Annotated in this window: 19 protein-coding genes and 1 pseudogene; 18 read left to right on the plus strand and 2 right to left on the minus strand. The window is 43.2% G+C overall.

Annotated features, from left to right (window positions below):
* Positions 1-129 precede the first annotated feature (129 nt).
* From ISG33_RS17290 to ISG33_RS09415, 10 genes and pseudogenes are all read left to right on the plus strand, one after another.
* Positions 130-453 (plus strand): annotated as a pseudogene (locus tag ISG33_RS17290) (molybdopterin dinucleotide binding domain-containing protein); the annotation flags it as partial.
* A 42-nt stretch (positions 454-495) separates the two neighbouring features.
* Positions 496-1,167: a (2Fe-2S)-binding protein gene (locus tag ISG33_RS17295; RefSeq protein ID WP_370545314.1), complete on the plus strand. Its 672-nt coding sequence runs from the start codon at positions 496-498 to the stop codon at positions 1,165-1,167.
* A complete protein-coding gene (cobA, locus tag ISG33_RS09380) occupies positions 1,164-2,051 on the plus strand; it encodes a uroporphyrinogen-III C-methyltransferase (protein WP_195733341.1) in 888 nt (295 codons plus the stop codon). Before ISG33_RS17295 ends, cobA begins: the two co-directional genes overlap by 4 nt.
* Positions 2,052-2,071: 20 nt before the next feature.
* Positions 2,072-3,109, plus strand: a complete 1,038-nt coding sequence (locus tag ISG33_RS09385) for a glycosyl transferase family protein (RefSeq protein WP_195733342.1) — start codon at positions 2,072-2,074, stop codon at positions 3,107-3,109.
* 130 nt (positions 3,110-3,239) lie between these two features.
* Complete coding sequence (locus ISG33_RS09390; RefSeq protein ID WP_195733343.1) at positions 3,240-3,854, plus strand: ANTAR domain-containing response regulator; 615 nt, start codon at positions 3,240-3,242, stop codon at positions 3,852-3,854.
* 10 nt (positions 3,855-3,864) lie between these two features.
* Positions 3,865-4,953 (plus strand): CmpA/NrtA family ABC transporter substrate-binding protein, encoded by a 1,089-nt coding sequence (locus tag ISG33_RS09395; RefSeq protein ID WP_229333518.1) that lies wholly within the window; start codon positions 3,865-3,867, stop codon positions 4,951-4,953.
* A 388-nt stretch (positions 4,954-5,341) separates the two neighbouring features.
* Complete coding sequence (locus tag ISG33_RS09400; RefSeq protein ID WP_195733344.1) at positions 5,342-6,766, plus strand: CmpA/NrtA family ABC transporter substrate-binding protein; 1,425 nt, start codon at positions 5,342-5,344, stop codon at positions 6,764-6,766.
* Between the two features lie 51 nt (positions 6,767-6,817).
* Positions 6,818-7,786, plus strand: a complete 969-nt coding sequence (locus ISG33_RS09405) for an ABC transporter permease (protein ID WP_229333555.1) — start codon at positions 6,818-6,820, stop codon at positions 7,784-7,786.
* Between the two features lie 35 nt (positions 7,787-7,821).
* Positions 7,822-8,688 carry an ABC transporter ATP-binding protein gene (locus ISG33_RS09410; RefSeq protein ID WP_195733346.1) on the plus strand — a complete coding sequence of 289 codons (867 nt, stop codon included), beginning with the start codon at positions 7,822-7,824 and terminating at the stop codon, positions 8,686-8,688.
* 38 nt (positions 8,689-8,726) lie between these two features.
* A complete protein-coding gene (locus tag ISG33_RS09415; protein ID WP_195733347.1) occupies positions 8,727-9,953 on the plus strand; it encodes an alginate export family protein in 1,227 nt (408 codons plus the stop codon).
* Between the two features lie 128 nt (positions 9,954-10,081).
* Here the strand turns inward: ISG33_RS09415 and ISG33_RS09420 are convergent, their stop codons facing one another.
* The gene (locus ISG33_RS09420; protein WP_195733348.1) at positions 10,082-10,813 is read right to left on the minus strand and encodes a FadR/GntR family transcriptional regulator; all 732 of its coding nucleotides are present in this window, start codon (positions 10,811-10,813) and stop codon (positions 10,082-10,084) included.
* Positions 10,814-11,129: 316 nt separating this feature from the next.
* On the opposite strand from ISG33_RS09420, the gene ISG33_RS09425 reads away from it, so the two are divergent.
* The 8 genes from ISG33_RS09425 (at position 11,130) to ISG33_RS09455 (ending at position 17,698) form a co-directional block, all read left to right on the plus strand.
* Positions 11,130-11,474: a cupin domain-containing protein gene (locus tag ISG33_RS09425; protein WP_195733349.1), complete on the plus strand. Its 345-nt coding sequence runs from the start codon at positions 11,130-11,132 to the stop codon at positions 11,472-11,474.
* A gap of 35 nt (positions 11,475-11,509) precedes the next feature.
* Positions 11,510-12,517 (plus strand): sugar kinase, encoded by a 1,008-nt coding sequence (locus tag ISG33_RS09430; RefSeq protein ID WP_195733350.1) that lies wholly within the window; start codon positions 11,510-11,512, stop codon positions 12,515-12,517.
* A 141-nt stretch (positions 12,518-12,658) separates the two neighbouring features.
* Positions 12,659-13,807, plus strand: a complete 1,149-nt coding sequence (locus ISG33_RS09435) for an NAD(P) transhydrogenase subunit alpha (protein WP_195733351.1) — start codon at positions 12,659-12,661, stop codon at positions 13,805-13,807.
* On the plus strand, positions 13,807-14,082 hold the full coding sequence (locus tag ISG33_RS09440; RefSeq protein ID WP_195733352.1) for an NAD(P) transhydrogenase subunit alpha part 2: 276 nt from the start codon (positions 13,807-13,809) through the stop codon (positions 14,080-14,082). Before ISG33_RS09435 ends, ISG33_RS09440 begins: the two co-directional genes overlap by 1 nt.
* Positions 14,083-14,091: 9 nt before the next feature.
* A complete protein-coding gene (locus ISG33_RS09445; protein WP_195733353.1) occupies positions 14,092-15,474 on the plus strand; it encodes an NAD(P)(+) transhydrogenase (Re/Si-specific) subunit beta in 1,383 nt (460 codons plus the stop codon).
* 166 nt (positions 15,475-15,640) lie between these two features.
* On the plus strand, positions 15,641-15,775 hold the full coding sequence (locus tag ISG33_RS17160; protein ID WP_255528880.1) for a hypothetical protein: 135 nt from the start codon (positions 15,641-15,643) through the stop codon (positions 15,773-15,775).
* A gap of 55 nt (positions 15,776-15,830) precedes the next feature.
* Complete coding sequence (locus ISG33_RS09450; RefSeq protein WP_195733354.1) at positions 15,831-16,697, plus strand: ATP-grasp domain-containing protein; 867 nt, start codon at positions 15,831-15,833, stop codon at positions 16,695-16,697.
* A gap of 35 nt (positions 16,698-16,732) precedes the next feature.
* Entirely contained in the window at positions 16,733-17,698 is a 966-nt protein-coding gene (locus ISG33_RS09455; protein WP_195733355.1) for a carbon-nitrogen hydrolase family protein, read from the plus strand.
* A 64-nt stretch (positions 17,699-17,762) separates the two neighbouring features.
* On the opposite strand, the gene ISG33_RS09460 is transcribed toward ISG33_RS09455, so the two are convergent.
* Positions 17,763-18,755, minus strand: a complete 993-nt coding sequence (locus ISG33_RS09460) for a GGDEF domain-containing protein (protein ID WP_195733356.1) — start codon at positions 18,753-18,755, stop codon at positions 17,763-17,765.

Genomic DNA, 18,755 nt, shown 5'->3' on the forward strand with positions numbered 1-18,755 from the left:
CCAAACGGCACAGCAAGAGGATTTACTGACGCTTCCTTTTTTACCGATACTAAACGAGCGAAGTTTATTCCTATTCATCCAAAGCGTCCTGAGCAGATGACATCTGCAAATTATCCGTTTGTGCTTAACACGGGGAGAAGTCGCGATCATTGGCATACCATGACGCGAACAGGCAATGCTGCTCGATTACATGAACATAGCGATAAGTGTGAATTAGCTATCCATCCAACTGATGCGGCTAAACTAGGCATAACTAATGGCGAATTAGTGAGTATTTGTTCTGCGCTTACTAAACGCGTAGACAATTCTGTCGTGCTTCCTGTCAAATTGAGTTCATCTCAGCGTAGAGGCGAAATATTCGCGCCTATCCATTGGTCAAAAACATGGAGTTCAAGCGTTCATATCACAAGCTTGTTTAGTGATGCCCGAGACGCCTTGTCGGGTCAGCCGGAATTAAAGCACGCGGCCGTAGCACTGACCAAGCAGGAATGTCTGATGCATGCAAGTTTGTATTCAAAAGACGAGATTGACAACAGAAGCCTATTTAGTTTTTGTGATTACTGGACGAAAACAAAACTAGAAAATGGCTATCGTTATGAGCTTGCGCTACTTAAAAAATCACATAGCGCTTTTGCAGATGTGATAGAGCCTTGCCTTTGGTACGAGATCATATCCGAACATTTAGCCTTGGGCTCTAGTTTCCAGTGCCTAGCTAAACCTCAGGCGATAAATGCAGTTAGCGTTGCTGAAGACGACTTAGCAATAGCCTTATTTATTGATTCAATAGCTAACTCAGATACTGCTGTCTCGTCTGCTCCGATTGAACGTCACGAAGAATGCGCTTGGGTTAATAGCCTACTATCAAAAGAAGCAATAGCGCTAGAAGATATAGCAAGCTTGTTGCGTCGAGACATAAGCGCGGAATTTACCGAAGGAAGGCTTATCTGCAGTTGCTTCCAAGTCAGAGAAAAATCCATTATTACTGCAATTAAGGCAGGCGATGATAGTGTTCAAAAGTTGGGCGCTAAACTTAAATGTGGCACTAACTGTGGCTCTTGCCGCTCTGAGTTAGCGTCGCTTATCAAAGATCATAAAAGCGAAAGTAAAATAGCCGAAAAAAGGACTGATGACGTCATTCCTGTTATGCAATTAGAGGCATCACTATGAACGTATTTAAGAGTAAGGCGATAGACTCGTTGCATCCGAATTTAGTATTTAAATCACTATCGGCTTTCATGCCTAGTTTTGCAAGACGAGACGAAAAGGCAAAAGCAAGAAAGCAAGGTAGCGTGGCGATTGTTGGCGCTGGTCCCGGCGATGCAGAATTGCTTACCATAAAAGCTTACAAGGCGCTGCAGAGCGCCGACATTGTTATGTTTGATTGGTTAGTCGATGAATCGGTACTGAGGTTAATCCCTGCGCAAGTTGAAAAAGAGTTTGTTGGCAAGCGTGCGGGCCGCCACAGCATGGTGCAAGACGATATTTGTCGTCGAATGCTCATGCATGCCCAAGCGGGAAAAACAGTTGTGCGCCTAAAGGGCGGCGACCCTGCTATTTTCGCAAGAACAGTTGAAGAAAGCGATATACTTACTAAGCATGATATTCCTTTTTATATTGTACCAGGAATAACGGCTGCATCAGGTGCGTCCGCCTATTCAGGTATTCCACTCACTCACCGGGATTGCGCTCAATCAGTTAGATTTATCACGGCGAGTCTTCGCAATCCTGAATCCGAACCAAAGTGGCAGGAAATCGTCGACAGTAGCAATAATCAAACCTTGGTTTTTTATATGGGCCTTAAAAAGTTAAGTGTAATTTGTACGCGTCTGCAACAGCATGGCATGGCTGAAAATATGCCTGTTGCTGTTATTGATAAAGCCTGTACTGAGGGGCAACGCATGGTCAAATCGACCGTTGAGAGTGTTGCCCAGCGAGTTAATGAAGAAAAATTCGATGGTCCGGCGATGATCATAGTTGGGAAAGTGGTAAACTATGAGCAATTGGTATCAAAAAAGTTGATGAAACAAGCTCAACTTATTTCATCGTTTTAACAGGAAGTAGTTAAGCCCTCATGTTGTCACCTGACCAAAGCCAATTCATGCGCTACGTTCAAGCTATCGGGCGTGGGCAACGAAGCGGACGAAGTTTAGAGCAAGCAGAAGCACAAGATGCGATGCGTTTGTTGCTAGAATCCAAAGTCACGCCTGAGCAAAAAGGTGCCTTCCTTATGCTCCTTCGCGTGCGTGAGGAAACTGGCGCAGAAGTTGCCGGTTTTACTCAAGCCTGCAGACAAACCCTGATCGACGATGTGAGCAAGGTGCAAGTTGACCTTGATATTGGTTGTTATGCTGGAAAACGTCGGCAGTTGCCTTGGTTTTTGTTGGCCGTGGCGTGTTTGGTTGAAAATGGAACGAGTGTTCTAATGCATGGTACTCAAGAGCCGCAATCAAAACGTTTGTATATCGATACCGCTCTGAGTCAACTATTTAAACAAAAAGCAAACATCCTGAAAGCTAGCTCCATCTCAGATGCTGCAACGAAATTAGCACGCCAAGGTTTTGTGTACGCCAATCTATCGATATTGCATCCACAACTCGACGAGCTGATTCAACTGCGCGCGCTTTTTGGTTTACGTAGCTGCGCCAACACCCTCGCGAGAATGCTTAACCCCTTTAACGCTAACTATTCGGTGCAAGGTGTGCATCATAAACATGTGGATGACAAACATATGGAAGTTGCAAAGCGTTTAATTGAAGCTAATGTACTTTGCTTCCGTGGTGAAGGTGGTGAACCTGAAATTGATCCAAGTAAGGACACTCGTTTACTCTTTAGTCGTTCTGGTGTAAACACGGAAATAGTCGTAAGCGCAGATCAGCGTTGGGAATTAAAACCAAAAGAGCTCGAAGTCGAGCAATTGCTAGCGCTTTGGCAAAGTGCGTTAATGCACCCTTATGGTGAGAAAACAGCAATCTCCACCTTATGTGCGCTACTGATCTTACTGAATTCAGAAAAATCAGAGTCTAGTTTTAAAAGCACCTACAAAATAGCTGAAGAGATGTGGATGCAGCGTAATCGCAGTAAATTTCTAGGTTTAGAGCTCAGCAGTTAGACATTACCAACACATTTATTGATGTAAAACAGTGCCTCTTATTAGCTGTTTCGCTTTAGATGGTATTCAGGGGCTCAGCGTTGCATGAAAATTGCAGTGAAGGGCTGGTATACACAAAAACCTGAATTCAATGGCCATCAAAATTAGCAAAAACACTCACTCAGATAAAGTACTGAGCATTTTATTAATCGATGACAATCCAGAGAGAGCCGATGCACTTTTAAAAGCTCTGCAGCATTCTCGCTATCATATTAATCATATCGTTAGCTCCGGTGTGTCGTTGTTAAAACAAGTGAACGACCTAAAGCCCGATATGGTGGTTATTGATATCGAGTCACCCGATCGCGATATTTTAGACAGCCTTCATACATTATCGAGTTTCAACCCAAAACCTATTGTGATGTTTGCCGAACAAGAAGATTCCGACACTATTACACAATCGGTGAAGTCTGGCGTAAGTGCTTATGTTTGCGGGAACGCTGACCCATCTCGCGTGAGGGCCATACTCGATGCAGCTCTTGCTCGATTTGAAGACTATCAAAGTGTCAAACAAGAGCTAGTAAGCACTAAAAATAAGTTAGAAGCAAAACAACTTATTGATCAGGCGAAAAGACTGCTGATCACTACTAAAAAGATGAGCGAAGAAGAAGCCTTTCACTCACTCCGCAAAATGGCAATGGATACAGGTCAAAAAATGGAAGATGTGTCAAAAACCATTATTAGCCTACTAAATACCATTAAATGAGCCTATCTACATGAAAAATATGACAAACAGAACTCTAAAACTAGGCTTTGTGCCACTTACCGATAGTGCTCCATTAATAACCGCCCTAAAAAGAGGCTATTTTGCTGAACTTGGCTTAGACGTTGAGTTATGCCCGCAGAACTCGTGGTCTACTCTACGCGATAAATTACAAAGTGGTATGTTAGATGCTGCGCAATTGCTCGCACCTATGCCTTTAGCGAGTACCTTAGGTCTTGATGGTGCAAAAGTTGCCATGAAAGTACCTTTAGTACTAAGTCAAAACGGCAACGCAATAACTCTATCAAAGCATTTGGTTGATGAAGTACTTAGCCTAAATAAGTTAAGCGATCTTCCTTTCCCGATGCCTGCAAAGCTATTGCAAGCATCGGTTGATAAACGCAAGAAAGAAGGCAAAGAAAAACTGCGACTAGCAAGTGTGTTTCCCTATAGTTGTCATCAGTATCAAATCAATGACTGGTTACGTCAGGCCAATTTACTAGAGCACGTTGATGTAATTACTCTACCTCCGTCTGCGATGGCAGAAAGTCTTGTAGCAGGAATGATCGACGGCTTTTGTGTCGGTGGCCCTTGGAATGCAAAATCAGTGAGGGAAGAGAGCGGTGTTACAGTCCTAACCTCGTACCATATTTGGAAAGACAAAACCGAAAAAGTCCTCGCCGTTACTGAGCTCTTTTTTGACCAAAATCCAGAACTATTGATTCGACTTGTTACGGCTCTTATTAAAGCCTGTGAATGGCTTGAGCCCCAAATAAATCGTTTTGAGGCTGCTCGTTGGCTCCAGCAAAGTGCTTTAAGTGATGAACCTCTGGATACCATAGCACCGTCGTTATTGGGCAGTTGTATTACCCAGGCTACAAAAAGCCCGCAATTAGTGCCTAATTACAATCGCTTTATGTCCAGCATTGAAGAAAGCATTAATCGTCCACTCGATATTGGTCAAAAATGGATTTTAACAAAAATGCGGGAGGCGAATCAGATATCCATTAGTGTTAAAAGCATTGAACTCGATAAGCTGGCAGTGTTTGAAAATAGTATTTTTGACGAAGCCATGAAGCGAATAAAGGAAGCACAGCTTTAGTGCGCGTTGCACAAGAATGATTCATAAAGCCGGTTTTTCATTTTGTTTTAAAAATGTTAAGTGCATGAATTTTATATAAAATAAAGTTGGCATCATTGATGCTATATCTATAGTGATGCTAACAGTATCATGCAGCAAAGTAATACTGGGTTCTCCAATAACCAAATATTATTTTGCTGATACAACAACAATAATAATAATTAACGACATGGAGTCATTTTCACCAATGTAGGTGAGAATGCTCAGGCAAAGTAGCCCGCAACCAAGGTATGAAAATGCTTATGGTTGTGGGTTTTTTTTTGAACGGATAAAAGTCTGCCAAAGCATTCAGAATTTAATGATATAGGCACTTGGGTTTAGATCATTTCTAGGTAAGGAAAGAAAGCAAATGAAAAACAGTAAAACAAAATTATCGGCAAAGCAGACAAGTTCTGGCTTGAGAGCACTCATTAATCGAGGTGCATCAGCCTTATTAGTTGCCTCGTCACTTTTTGTAGGGGCTGCTAATGCAGTTGCGACCGACAAAGTGGGTTATGCCGAAAAAGAAGAACTGAAAATAGGGTTTATTAAACTTACCGATATGGCTCCGCTTGCGATTGCCTACGAAAAAGGTTATTTCGAAGACGAAGGTTTATATGTAACTTTAGAGGCACAAGCTAATTGGAAGGTGCTATTAGACCGAGTTATTGACGGTCAACTAGATGGGGCACACATGCTTGCGGGTCAGCCGCTAGGCGCAACCATTGGTTACGGAACCGAAGCGCACATTATCACGGCTTTCAGCATGGACTTAAATGGTAACGGCATCACGATGTCTAATGATATCTGGGCGCAAATGAAGCCAAATATTCCACATGAAAATGGTAAACCGGTGCACCCTATAAAAGCGGATTATTTAAAGCCTGTTGTTGAAAAGTTATCAAGCGAAGGTAAGCCTTTCAAAATGGGTATGGTATTTCCAGTATCTACGCATAACTACGAGTTACGTTATTGGTTAGCTGCTGGTGGTATTCACCCAGGCTATTACGCTCCTCATAAAGGCGATACTAGCGGTCAGATCGATGCTCAAGCCTTGTTGTCTGTCACACCTCCACCTCAAATGCCAGCAACCATGGAAGCGGGAACTATACATGGCTATTGCGTGGGTGAACCATGGAATCAGCAAGCGGTATTTAAAGGTATCGGTGTGCCGGTGATCACCGACTATGAAATATGGAAAAACAACCCTGAAAAAGTATTTGGTGTAAGTGCGAAGTGGGCTGAAGAAAATCCTAACACTCACATTAGAGTTGTAAAGGCGATGATCAGAGCTGCGATGTGGTTAGATGCTAACGACAATGCCAACCGACCAGAAGCCGTTAAGATCCTTGCAAAAAGCACTTATGTTGGTGCTGACGAAGAAGTTATTGCCAACAGCATGACGGGTACTTTTGAATATGAGAAAGGCGATAAGCGTGATATCCCAGATTTCAACGTGTTCTTCCGCCACAACGCAACTTATCCTTATTACAGCGACGCTATTTGGTATCTCACGCAAATGCGCAGATGGGGACAAATTTCTGAAGCAAAATCAGATGATTGGTATATGAAAACGGCCAAGGAAGTATACAAGCCAGCAATCTATGCCATTGCCGCTCAGGAATTGATTAAAGAGGGTAAAGCAAAAGCCTCTGACTTCCCAAGCTTTGCAAGCGAAACCGGTTTCAAACCACCGCAAACAGAGTTTATCGACAACATTACCTTCGATGGAACTCAGCCAAATGCTTATTTAGAGTCATTTAAGATAGGTTTAAAAGGTCAGCAGAAGCTTTAAGGCTTCTGCTCACAGAGGAATTCAAACATGTTAAAGTCTAATACAGCGCCGATGTTTCTACAAAATGTAAAAACCAGTAAGCTAAAAGAACAGTTTTTTACCACCCTTAATGCCATGCTGCTGCCACTGATTGGACTTTTAATCTTTGTTGCTTTGTGGGCTATGATAGCGAAGAATATCGATACTTCGCTTGGCGAGTTTCCTGGGCCAGTGGCTGTTTGGGAGCAAACGGGTACGCTCATTGATGAGCATGTTGCTCAGCAAGAAAAGGCCGAAGCGTTTTATGAGCGCCAAGAAGAGCGAAATGCGAAACGTCTTGCTGACGACCCGTCTTATGTTCCTAAAATTCGCCCTTTCACTGGCGCGCCCACATTCTTCGACCAAATATGGACTAGTTTGTATACCGTTGCGATAGGCTTTTTAATTGCTTCTGTAATAGCTGTCCCGTTGGGTATTCTGTGCGGGTTAAGTAAGGGTGTTTATACTGCCATAAATCCCCTAATCCAATTATTCAAACCAGTATCACCTCTTGCGTGGCTGCCTCTAGTAACGATGGTTGTGAGTGCCTTGTATGTGAGCGACGATCCGTTGTTTTCAAAGTCTTTTGTGACTTCAGCAATCACGGTAGCGCTCTGTTGTTTGTGGCCAACCTTGATTAATACTGCGGTAGGCGTGTCGAGCATTGATAAAGACCTTATCAATGTGAGCAAAGTTCTTCGTCTCAAGCCCCTAACACACGTGGTGAAAATCGTTTTACCTTCGTCGATCCCCGCTATTTTTACTGGCTTGAGATTGAGCTTGGGTATTGGTTGGATGGTGCTTATTGCAGCAGAAATGTTAGCGCAGAATCCAGGTTTAGGTAAGTTTGTATGGGATGAATTCCAAAACGGTAGCTCAGAATCTCTTGCTCGCATTATGGTGGCGGTACTTACCATAGGGATCATTGGTTTCGGACTTGATAGATTGATGTTAGTCATTCAACGAAAAGTAAGCTGGGACAAGAGCGTATCACTCCGCTAAACCCAATTTAAACGCAATTATTAGAGGAACAAATTATGACTACTCAAAGCCGTACAGACAGACATTTAGAGCTATCACAAGTTGGCATTGACTTTCCGACACCTAAAGGCCCTTTCACAGCGCTGCAAGACGTTAACTTAAAAATTAAGAAAGGCGAATTTGTTAGTTTGATTGGGCACTCTGGTTGCGGTAAGTCAACAGTATTAAATATTGTTGCCGGGCTTTATCAGGCAACGTCAGGAGGCGTTATCCTCGACGGACTTGAGGTAAATGAACCTGGCCCAGAAAGAGCAGTTGTCTTTCAGAATCACTCTCTACTGCCTTGGTTATCGGTATATAAAAATGTTGAGCTTGCGGTAAAGCAAACCAGCAAAGGTAAAACCAAAGCTGAAATTAAAGAGTGGGTTCAGCATAACCTCGATTTGGTGCATATGACACACGCCGCCGATAAGCTCCCTTCAGAGATATCTGGCGGTATGAAGCAACGCGTTGGTATAGCCAGAGCTTTATCAATGGAGCCTAAAGTCCTGTTGATGGATGAACCTTTTGGTGCACTCGATGCACTGACTCGTGCGCATCTGCAAGACTCAGTCATGGAAATACATGCGAGCCTTGGCAACACGGTCATTATGATCACCCATGACGTTGATGAGGCAGTTCTTTTATCAGATCGTATTGTCATGATGACCAACGGGCCCGCCGCGACGATAGGCGAAATATTGGATATAAATCTAGAACGCCCTCGTAATCGACTGGCAATGGCCGATAACCCAGAATATAACCGCTATCGACATGCAGTATTGACCTTCTTGTATGAGAAGCAAAAAAAGATAGAAACAGTCGCATCAGCTAAAGCAACGAACAGTAATAACACTGAGCGTAGCAACAGCAGCGCTGCATAATTTACACCTTACTATTTACAAAATATCTAGGAAAACACATGAAGCTTACACCATCTTTAATCACTATATTTACTGGCCTTGCTCTCAGTACAGGCTACTCTCAACAAGTTCAAGCTGATGATGCGTTTTTCGATGCCTTATCTTCTGGAAAGGCAAAAGTTGATTTTCGTTTACGTTATGAAGACGTATCACAAGACAATGCTGTTGCTGATGCAAGCGCCTTAACTTTTCGTACTCGCATTGCGTACACTAGCGGGTCGTTAAATGGTTGGTCAGGTACTTTTGAGCTTGAAGACAACCGAATTGTACTGGGCCAAGGGGACTATACTGTTGGACCCACAGGTTACAACTTAGGTGAATACAGTGTTATTGCTGATCCTGAATTTACAGAACTTGACCAAGCATTTATTCAATATAAATCTGATGCCTTTACTTTCAAATTGGGTCGCCAAGTAATTGCCCTAGACGGACATCGTTTTATCGGCCATGTTGGCTGGAGACAAGATCGTCAAACTTTCGATGCAGCAACTCTTATTTATGCACCGAACGACAAATTCAGTGCTCATTATAGCTACGTAACTCAACGTAACCGTATTTTTGGCGAAGCCGCAGACTTTGATTCAAAAGATCATTTGTTGAACCTAGGCTACAAAACAGCATACGGTACGTTAAAAGCCTATAGCTACTTACTCGAAATTGACGAGACTACCGACAACGCTTTAGACACTTACGGTGTTAGCTTTAAAGGGGCAACAAAAGCCAAAGACAAGTCTGATGTTTCCTTCCTTTATGGTCTTGAATTTGCTACTCAAACTGCCGAGAATGACGCAGCCGGTACAAGTTTTGATGCTACCTACACTTTTGCTGAAATTGGTGCTGTTTATAGTGGTGTTACGGCAAAACTGGCGTATGAGGTTTTAGGTTCAGATGATGGTAATTTCGGGTTCGCCACGCCCTTAGCGACCTTGCACAAATTCAATGGTTGGACCGATCAATTCCTCGGTACACCCGCGCAAGGTCTTGTTGATACGAGTGTGTCATTTAGCGGTAAAGCCGGGCCTGGCAAGTGGTTAGCTGTGTATCACGACTTTTCAGCAGATGAATCTTCAGACTTAGTAGACGACCTTGGTTCGGAAATTAACTTGCAATACAGCATGCCGTTCGCCAAGCATTACACTGCCGCAATAAAATACGCGACTTACTCAGGTGAGAGTGGCAGAGTTGACGCCGACAAGCTTTGGCTGTGGGTCTCCACTAAGTTCTAATAGCCTAGCTAACGACAGAAAGTGATAAAAACAAGAAGATAAAAAAAGCCCAAAAACATTGAGATGTTATTTGGGCTTTCTTTAATGTACGCTCTTATTTGATATAGTTGAGCAAGCTTTTGGGTGCTTCAACCTACCAAGTGATTCAAAGAGTATAGATCTCTTGTTTGGTTAGATTGCTTACGTACTTCCTCAAGCGCTTTCGCTTCGCTTATTGCGAAAAGAGAGTTAATTAAGCGATTAAAATGGGTGTGCATCGCTGCCCTGGCTTCCGCGGAATCGCGCTTCTTAAGTGCTACATAAATGCTTCGGTGTTCTTCCAGACGGTCTGAATCGCTTCCATCACAAACACCACGATAAGCATTAACGATATCCGGCTCAGAGTCACGCAAGCGCCAAAATTTTTCTACTGCAAGCACGACAGCGTTGTTCCGGGTTGCTTTAGAAATGATGAGATGGAATTCACGGTCGGCTTTTTCTGCTTCAATGCCCTTTTCCATAGCGACAAGAGTTTGATCTAGTCTCAGTAACTCGTCTTCAGTTATTGAGACCGCCGCTAATGCTGCAGCTTCACCTTCTACTAAAGCACGAGCTTGGGTGAGTTCAAATGCACTTACTTTCAGATCGTTTGACTTGGCATTTGGGTTTTCTAATACATAAACCCCAGAACTGGTTTTCACTTCAACACGTTGACGTACTTCAAGAGCAATAATAGCCTCGCGAATAGTTGGGCGGCTAACATTGAAAGTTTCTGCTAATTCTCGTTCAGGAGGTAAACGGCTCCCAGGCGGGTACTTACCGGAATCGATAAGTGCTTCAATTTTCTCAACTATTTGCCAAAACATACGGCGACTTTTCATCTTATTACCTTTTTTAACAAGTGCGTTTTTACCAGCATATTATTAGTAGTGAGTTGCGCACCGGACTTCATCGTGTTTACAGCCTGCTATTTTAACCTAAAAGTAACTTTATAAAACCATTAAATTCGCTTATGAGCGCTAAATATAGTACAAATTTACAAAACGATGACAATGTTAATAGTTTGTTAAGGTTATACCCTGATTGGAATTATTACCAGTATTTTTTAATTGGTAATAACAAATAACTAATAATGGTTGACAATAACCAGTGATATTGATTAGATCAGAGCGCTAGATGTTCTGAAGGGAGATAAAAATGCGTAATAGTAATAACTTCATCTTCGGTAACAAACATCCTATTGAAGACCTTGGTGGCGGAATTAAACGTCAGCTATTGGGCTTCAATCAGCAAGTACTTATGGCTAAAGTATGGTTTGATGATTCTGCTATAGGCTACGTACACAAGCATTATCACGCTCAGGTAGCTTATATTGAAAGCGGAGAGTTCGAGATAGAAATTGCGGGTGAAAAAAAAGTGATGAAAGCTGGCGACAGTTTTTATATCGAACCTAATATTGAGCACGGTGCCGTTTGTTTAAAGGCCGGTGTACTGATTGACGTATTCAGCCCGTGCAGAGAAGACTTTCTGCCCGAGTCATGACATTTTGAAAAGTTTATAATAAAGAGATATGGAATATGCAGCACCAAGACAAAAGCAAGAACGAAGCGAAGTCATTTGCTTTTGACAATATCGACGGCCCATTGGTGTTTGCAGGTGAGTGTATGCTTGAGCTTGTGCGCCAGAATGGCACAAATAAGCATAATACTCTTGGTAAGTCTTTCGCCGGCGACCTATACAATTCTAGTGTCTATCTGAAACGCGCTTTCCCTCAATTCCATGTTGAGTTCATGTCGTGTATTGGTAACGACATGCTCAGCGAAGAGTTTTTACAAAGCCTCCACAGCGAAAATTTAGGTAGCGATTATCTTCCTAAATCTGATTCGCATCATCTCGGCGCATATATGGTGGTAACTGATGAGCAAGGAGAGCGCTCTTTTATTTACTGGCGTAATGATTCTGCAGCTAAGCGTATGATAAGTGCGTTAAATCAGTCGCAGCATTCTACCTTGTTAACTGCAGGTATATTCTTCTTCTCTGGCATCAGTATTGCCATTTTGCTCGACGAAGAGCGTTCATTGTTTTGGCGATTGCTCGAGCAAATGAAAAGGGCAGGTGTGAAGATAGCCTTCGACCCAAATTACCGACCACAACTCTGGCGTTCAGCAGAAACTGCAAAAGCGAATATCGAAAAGGCCTGCCATATGGCTGACATTTTACTGCCTGGTATTGACGATTTTGACAAACTTTACGGTATGAAAGACTTAGATGAATGTTTAGCATTCTGCGAGCAATTCAATGCTGAAGAGTTGGTGATGAAGCAAGGCGAAAAAACAGTCCATGTGATTAACGCCGATGGTAAACAAAGCATTCCCGTCGTGCCTAATGATAATGTTGTAGATACTACCTCTGCAGGTGATGCATTCAATGGTGTTTATATTGGCTCTCGATGCGCAGGACATAGCGTAAAGTCTTCTGTGCGTGCAGCCAGTGCTACCGCCAGTAAAGTAATAGAAACGCCAGGTGCCATCATGCCTGCAGCGCTTTTCAACGAATTTTGGGAGCAGTATGAAATTAGTGAATAAATACTGCTAGCAAAACACAAAAAATAATAATAAAAATCAGCTAGAAAACAATAACGACCGACAGAAAACCTACATAAATATGGGCGGATGAAGTGCGCCCGAAAGAAAAGTCTGTAGCCACAATATGAGTAAGGAGGCGAAATGAGCACATTAGTGTTTGTGAAAGAGCAGGTAGAAAATGAACGTCGGTGTAGTTTATTGCCCGTAAATGTGAAAGCTTACACTAAGCTTGGGCTTAACGTGTTTTGCGAAAGTGGCATTGGTGAATCGATAAATATTAGCGATGATCAATACAAAGAAGCAGGCGCAACAATTGAAACAGATAAAAAACAGTTGCTTTCACAAGCCGACTTTTTAATGTCTATTCACCCCCTTTCTAAAGAAGCACTGCTTGATACAAAAGAAAGTGTTTGTTGTATTAGTTTTCTCGACCCTTTTAATGCTAAAGACCACATAACTTGGCTGAAAGAGTCTAAGCGCTCATCACTGAGTGTAGAGATGATACCGCGAAGTTCACGTTGTCAAAAAATGGATGCGTTAAGCTCTCAAGCGAGTTTAGCCGGCTATGTAATGGTAGCAAAAGCAATGTCTGCATTGCCGCGAGTGCTTCCCATGATGATGACTCCTGCAGGTACACTGAAGCCCTCTAAAGTATTTGTTATTGGTGCTGGCGTCGCAGGTTTGCAGGCCATTGCTACCGCAAAAAGGCTCGGTGCATCGGTAACGGCGTATGACACCCGCGAAGTGGTTGCAGAGCAAGTGCATTCCTTAGGTGCGAAATTTCTGAAAATTGATATTGGTGAAACGGGTCAAACTGAGCAAGGCTATGCGAAAGCGCTTAGCCCAGAGCAAATTCAGATACAGCAACAAGCTCAGGCGAAATGTATCGCAGACTCCGATATCGTAATAACCACCGCGCAATTATTTGGACGCAAACCGCCAGTCTTGATCACCAAAGATGTCATTGCACAAATGAAACCCGGTAGCGTAATTGTTGATATGGCCGCAGAAAATGGCGGTAATGTTGAGGGTAGCGTGGCTGGCCAGGTCAGTAAGGTCAACGGTGTTAGCATTATCGGCACTGGCAACTGGCCAAGTGAAGTTGCCTTAGATGCATCTCAAATGTATGCGAACAATTTGCAAGCCTTGCTTCTCGAATTCTTTGATAACGAGGCTGCCAAAGTCGTCCTTAACCTCGAAGACGATATTTTGCAAACTGCGCTAATTACTCACCAAGGTGAGTTAATTAACCCAACCATCAAATCAATCATGACTGAGGAGAAAGCCTAATGTCATTCATCTATTTATCAATGATCCTCATGCTAGCTATCTTTTTAGGCTTCGAGCTTATTCGCAAAGTACCTGCAACCTTGCATACCCCGCTGATGTCGGGTGCAAATGCAGTGTCGGGTATTACCTTGATTGGTGCACTCGCTTACGCCGGTAACGACAATGTATTGCTTGCACAAATTTTAGGAACGGCGTCGGTGTTTCTCGCGACGATAAACGTTGTTGGTGGCTATATGGTTACTGATCGCATGCTTGCCATGTTTAAAAGTAAGTAAGGGAAAATCATGGAAAACACAGAATTACTTATCAATGCGGTGTATGTACTGAGTGCAGCCCTATTTATTTTTGGCTTGAAGCTGCTTGGTCACCCGTCAACAGCAAGACGAGGCAATCTTCTTTCTTCTCTAGGCATGCTGGTGGCGATTGTTGTTACCATGCTTGATCAGCAGATTATTTCCTATGAGTTTATTATTGTGGCGATCCTCGCCGGTAGCGCGGTAGGCGCATTCATTGCCAAGAAAGTAGCGCTCACTGAAATGCCAGAGATGGTTTCTCTGCTTAATGGTGTAGGTGGTTTAGCGAGTTTGTTTGTTGCTCTGGCGATGATTTTGGCTGGTTCGGCGATTGATACACATCTTTTTGTTATCGTTCTAGTGGCTATCGCGATAGGCGGTATTACTTTCTCTGGAAGTGTCATTGCATGGGCGAAGTTAAGCGGCAAAATCCCCAAATTAGTTAGCAGCGGCTCAACCGTTTTTAAAGGCCAAGCTATCGTAAACGCCTTCATTGTATTGGCAATCGTGACCTTTGGTACGCTGAGCGTTTTCTACCCCTCACTTGAAGTATATGTTTATGCATTTGTTGCCTTGTGTATTGTGCTTGGTGTGATGCTTGTACTGCCTATTGGTGGTGCTGATATGCCGGTGGTGATTTCTTTACTAAATAGCTACTCGGGTCTTGCTGCCTGTGCAGCCGGTTTAGCAATCAATAACAATCTTCTAATCGTTGCCGGTGCCCTTGTAGGTGCAAGCGGTATTATTCTGACGAGCATTATGTGTAAGGCGATGAATCGCTCGCTCACTAACGTGCTGTTCTCAGGATTTCAGAGTGTAACTACCAGCAATATCAAGATTGAGGGCGAAGTAAAACCAATGGCCGCCGACGATGCTTATTATGTATTGGAAGCTGCACAATCCGTGGTAGTTATTCCGGGTTATGGTATGGCTGTTGCCCAAGCACAGCATGCGATGAAAGAGCTTCAGGTTTTGTTAGAAGAAAATGGTGCAGAGGTTGTTTATGGTATTCACCCTGTTGCGGGACGCATGCCTGGGCACATGAACGTGTTGCTCGCGGAAGCCGACGTTTCTTATGAGTTATTGTTAGAGATGGATGAGGTTAACCCGCGCATGGAAGGCTTTGATGTTGCCATAGTAATTGGCGCAAACGATGTTGTGAATCCAGCCGCACGCGACATGGAAGGTAGCCCAATATACGGTATGCCAGTTATCAACGCCGATCTTGCCAAAAACGTGTTCATATTGAAACGTGGCATGGCATCAGGCTTTGCTGGCGTAGAAAACCCCTTATTCTTCAAAGATAATGCAAGAATGATCTTCGGTGACGCCAAAGATACGTTGAACAGTATTATTCGTCAGTTCTCAGAATAAATATCCCCAAGCACCGAACCAGCGCTAAGTAAAACGCGGCGATATCACTAGCAGAAATGTTAAAGATATCGTCGCTTTTTTGTATTTGCGCGTTAATACCTGTATGATTTCTCCAAAGTTACAAGCACAGTTGCAACTGTCTAATCTGATAACAGGGAGTTATCTTATGCATTTTAAACGGAATATTCTGCTCATTTTGGCCTCAGCCAGTATTATTTTAGCCGCGATTCTATTGAGTACCAATGCTAGTGAAAATGGTGAAGATGCGTTACCGCAAATTCAGCAGTTTACAAGCTCATAATTTACAGTCATAGTTCCTAAGAGCCCATTAATGGGTTTGTTTTCATGGAGCAAAAATGCGTAAACTGGCTATACTTTCTACCAACAATCTCGAAGATTTCTTTGTTTACGACCGCATGTTAACCGAACCGCTAGCGGAATTAGGTTGGGAAGCTATTGAAGTTTCTTGGCACGAGAAAAATCATCAGTGGAACCAATATGAAGCGGTGATTGTGCGCAGCACCTGGGATTACCAAGCGCATTGCGACGATTTCCTTAACTGTTTGAACAATATTGATAAGTCCTCTGCCATCTTGTTGAATCCATTAAAATTGATTGAATGGAATATTTCTAAGCGCTATTTACAGGACTTAGAAGGCAAGGGCGTGCCTATTGTGCCCACCGTCTGGATTGAAAATACCTTGGAATTAGAGCACTTTTTTGCTGCTTTCGGAAAGTTTTCTGCGCAAGAGCTGGTCATTAAACCCTATATAAGTGCAAACGCCGACTTCACATATCGTGTAAAAAAAGATGAAGTAGAGCAGCGTTTTGAAGCCATTAGCTCTGACTTTGATAAGCGATATGCGATGATACAACCTTTTATTCAAAGTGTTGTTGAAGAGGGTGAGTATTCACTTTTCTATTTTGACTCGCAATACAGTCATGCGATCTGTAAGCAACCTGCTCAAGGTGACTTCCGTGTTCAAGAAGAGCATGGTGGAGAGTTAAGTGCTATTGAACCCAGTGACGAGATGTTTTCTTTGGGTAATAAAACGATTGCAGCTTTGCCACATGAGTCGCTTTACGCTCGTGTCGATATGATAAGGGTTGATGGTAGATTAGTGATCATCGAAGTTGAGCTGATTGAACCTAGCCTGTATTTCAACATGGACAATCACTCCGCTGCCTTCTTTGCCAAGGTATTCGCACAAAAGTACTCGTAAAATCGTATATTGACACCTTAGAACAGGGAATACCCATGCCAGAGATCACCGCTAACAGTAAGATGAAAGTTGCACTCGCTCAAATAGCCCCAGTTTGGCTAAACCGCGAAGCAAGCTTGCAGAAAATTATCGACGCAAGCATTGATGCCGCCGATCAAGGGGCCGAACTCGTTACCTTCGGAGAGTGTCTATTGCCAGGTTATCCATTCTGGTTGGAGCTTACAAATGGTGCACAGTTTAATTCGCAAAAACAGAAAGAGATCCATGCACATTATCTTAGCCAAGCGGTAAATATTGAGCTAGGGCACTTAGATCCACTTTGTCGCATTGCCAAAGAGCGTAATATAGCCGTTGTGCTAGGTATTGCAGAGCGTGCGACAAACCGAGGAGGGCATAGCCTTTATGCTTCTTTGGTGTACATCAATCGTGAAGGCAAGATCGAGAATGTACATCGCAAACTTATGCCGACCTATGAGGAGCGCCTAACTTGGTCGCCGGGCGACGGTCACGGTCTTAAAACATTTCCATTGAATAATTTTACCCTGGGTGCGCTAAATTGTTGGGAGAATTGGATGCCTCTTCCTCGCGCTGCTCTGTATGCGCAAGGCGAAGATCTGCACGTAGCGATATGGCCGGGTGGCGAACATAATACTCACGATATTACGCGTTTTGTCGCTAAAGAAGGGCGAAGTTATGTACTTTCTGTTTCTGGCTTGATGCGTGTGGAAGACTTCCCCCAAGACACGCCTTATTATGAAGAAATAGTTGCTAATGCTCCAAAGGTTTTGGCCAGCGGTGCATCATGCATAGCTGCTCCTGACGGCTCTTGGGTAATAGAGCCTCAAATCGGAGAGGAGGGTGTTTATGTTGCCGAAATCGATCATCAAAGAGTATTACAAGAACGGCACAATTTTGACCCTGTAGGCCATTATTCTCGCCCCGATGTGACCCAGTTACACGTTAACAGAGAGCGTCAACAAACCGCGATTTTTAAGGATTAGGGTGTGATTGCCTAGCTATTATAGGTTTATATCATACTTCTCCAACAAAGCTTGCGTGGCTGCTTTAACATACCGTTTGATTGCGGCCATTCGATTTTGCTAAATACAGCTTTTCGTCTGAAAGTTTCATCCATTTTTTCCAATCGTTGCCTTTAGCAATTTGTGTGACACCTATGCTTATCGTTACTGGGTGATCTTGTATAAACTCGGTTTCTTCAACTACCGCACGAATAGCCTCGGCGGTGAGATAACCCTCTTCTTCACTGGTGTCTTTCATCAGCAATAAAAACTCTTCGCCACCGATTCTAAATAGCATGTCTTTGCCTGAGAGGTAGTTTCTAAGCAAGGCAGATAGCTTAACTAATACTTTGTCTCCAATGTCGTGTCCATAATGATCATTAATTTTCTTGAAATGATCTATGTCCAGAATACACAAGGTGGAAAGACTCTTATCTTCATTGAACTCGCTTATCGCTTGATTGAGCGACGTCGATAAGTAGCCACGATTAAAAGCTTCGGTCAGCGGATCGGTTATTGACTGTGTGCGCAACTGCTCTTGCTGGGAAAAGATTTCACGCACAGCGATCATGATAAAAAAGCTAGTCCCTAATAAGACCGCGGAAAATCGCATGTAAAGGTCGGGTGGAATAGAAGTGTTAGCCGCCCAAATAGCGGCGACAAGATAAATGAAGTTAAACCATTTTGCATAATGAAAGGGAAGAATAAAGTAAATTGCAAAGACACCAAGAAAGCACCAGTAGGTGCCGATGACACCTAGGTTCAAAATTGAGTCTGTAATACCGATGGTGATTGCAGGCATTAGCCCAATCAGATTTAATGCAAGGATGTAGCGACCTTTGTAGCAATAGAATGCGTTCACCAAACACAGCAAGGCGACCAGCCCAGTAAGACTACCCGCGACTTCTCTACCATGGACAAAATTGTTGATGCAAAAAGGTATAAGGATAGTCGCGCCAACCAGGGATAAGCCTAATGCAGACTTAACGAGAAAATCTGTTTGGGTAGTTTGTGCATTATATTTCCAAAGCTTTAGCAC

Source organism: Marinibium conchae, from assembly GCF_015595035.1.
Classification (GTDB): Bacteria; Pseudomonadota; Gammaproteobacteria; order Enterobacterales; family Alteromonadaceae; genus Glaciecola.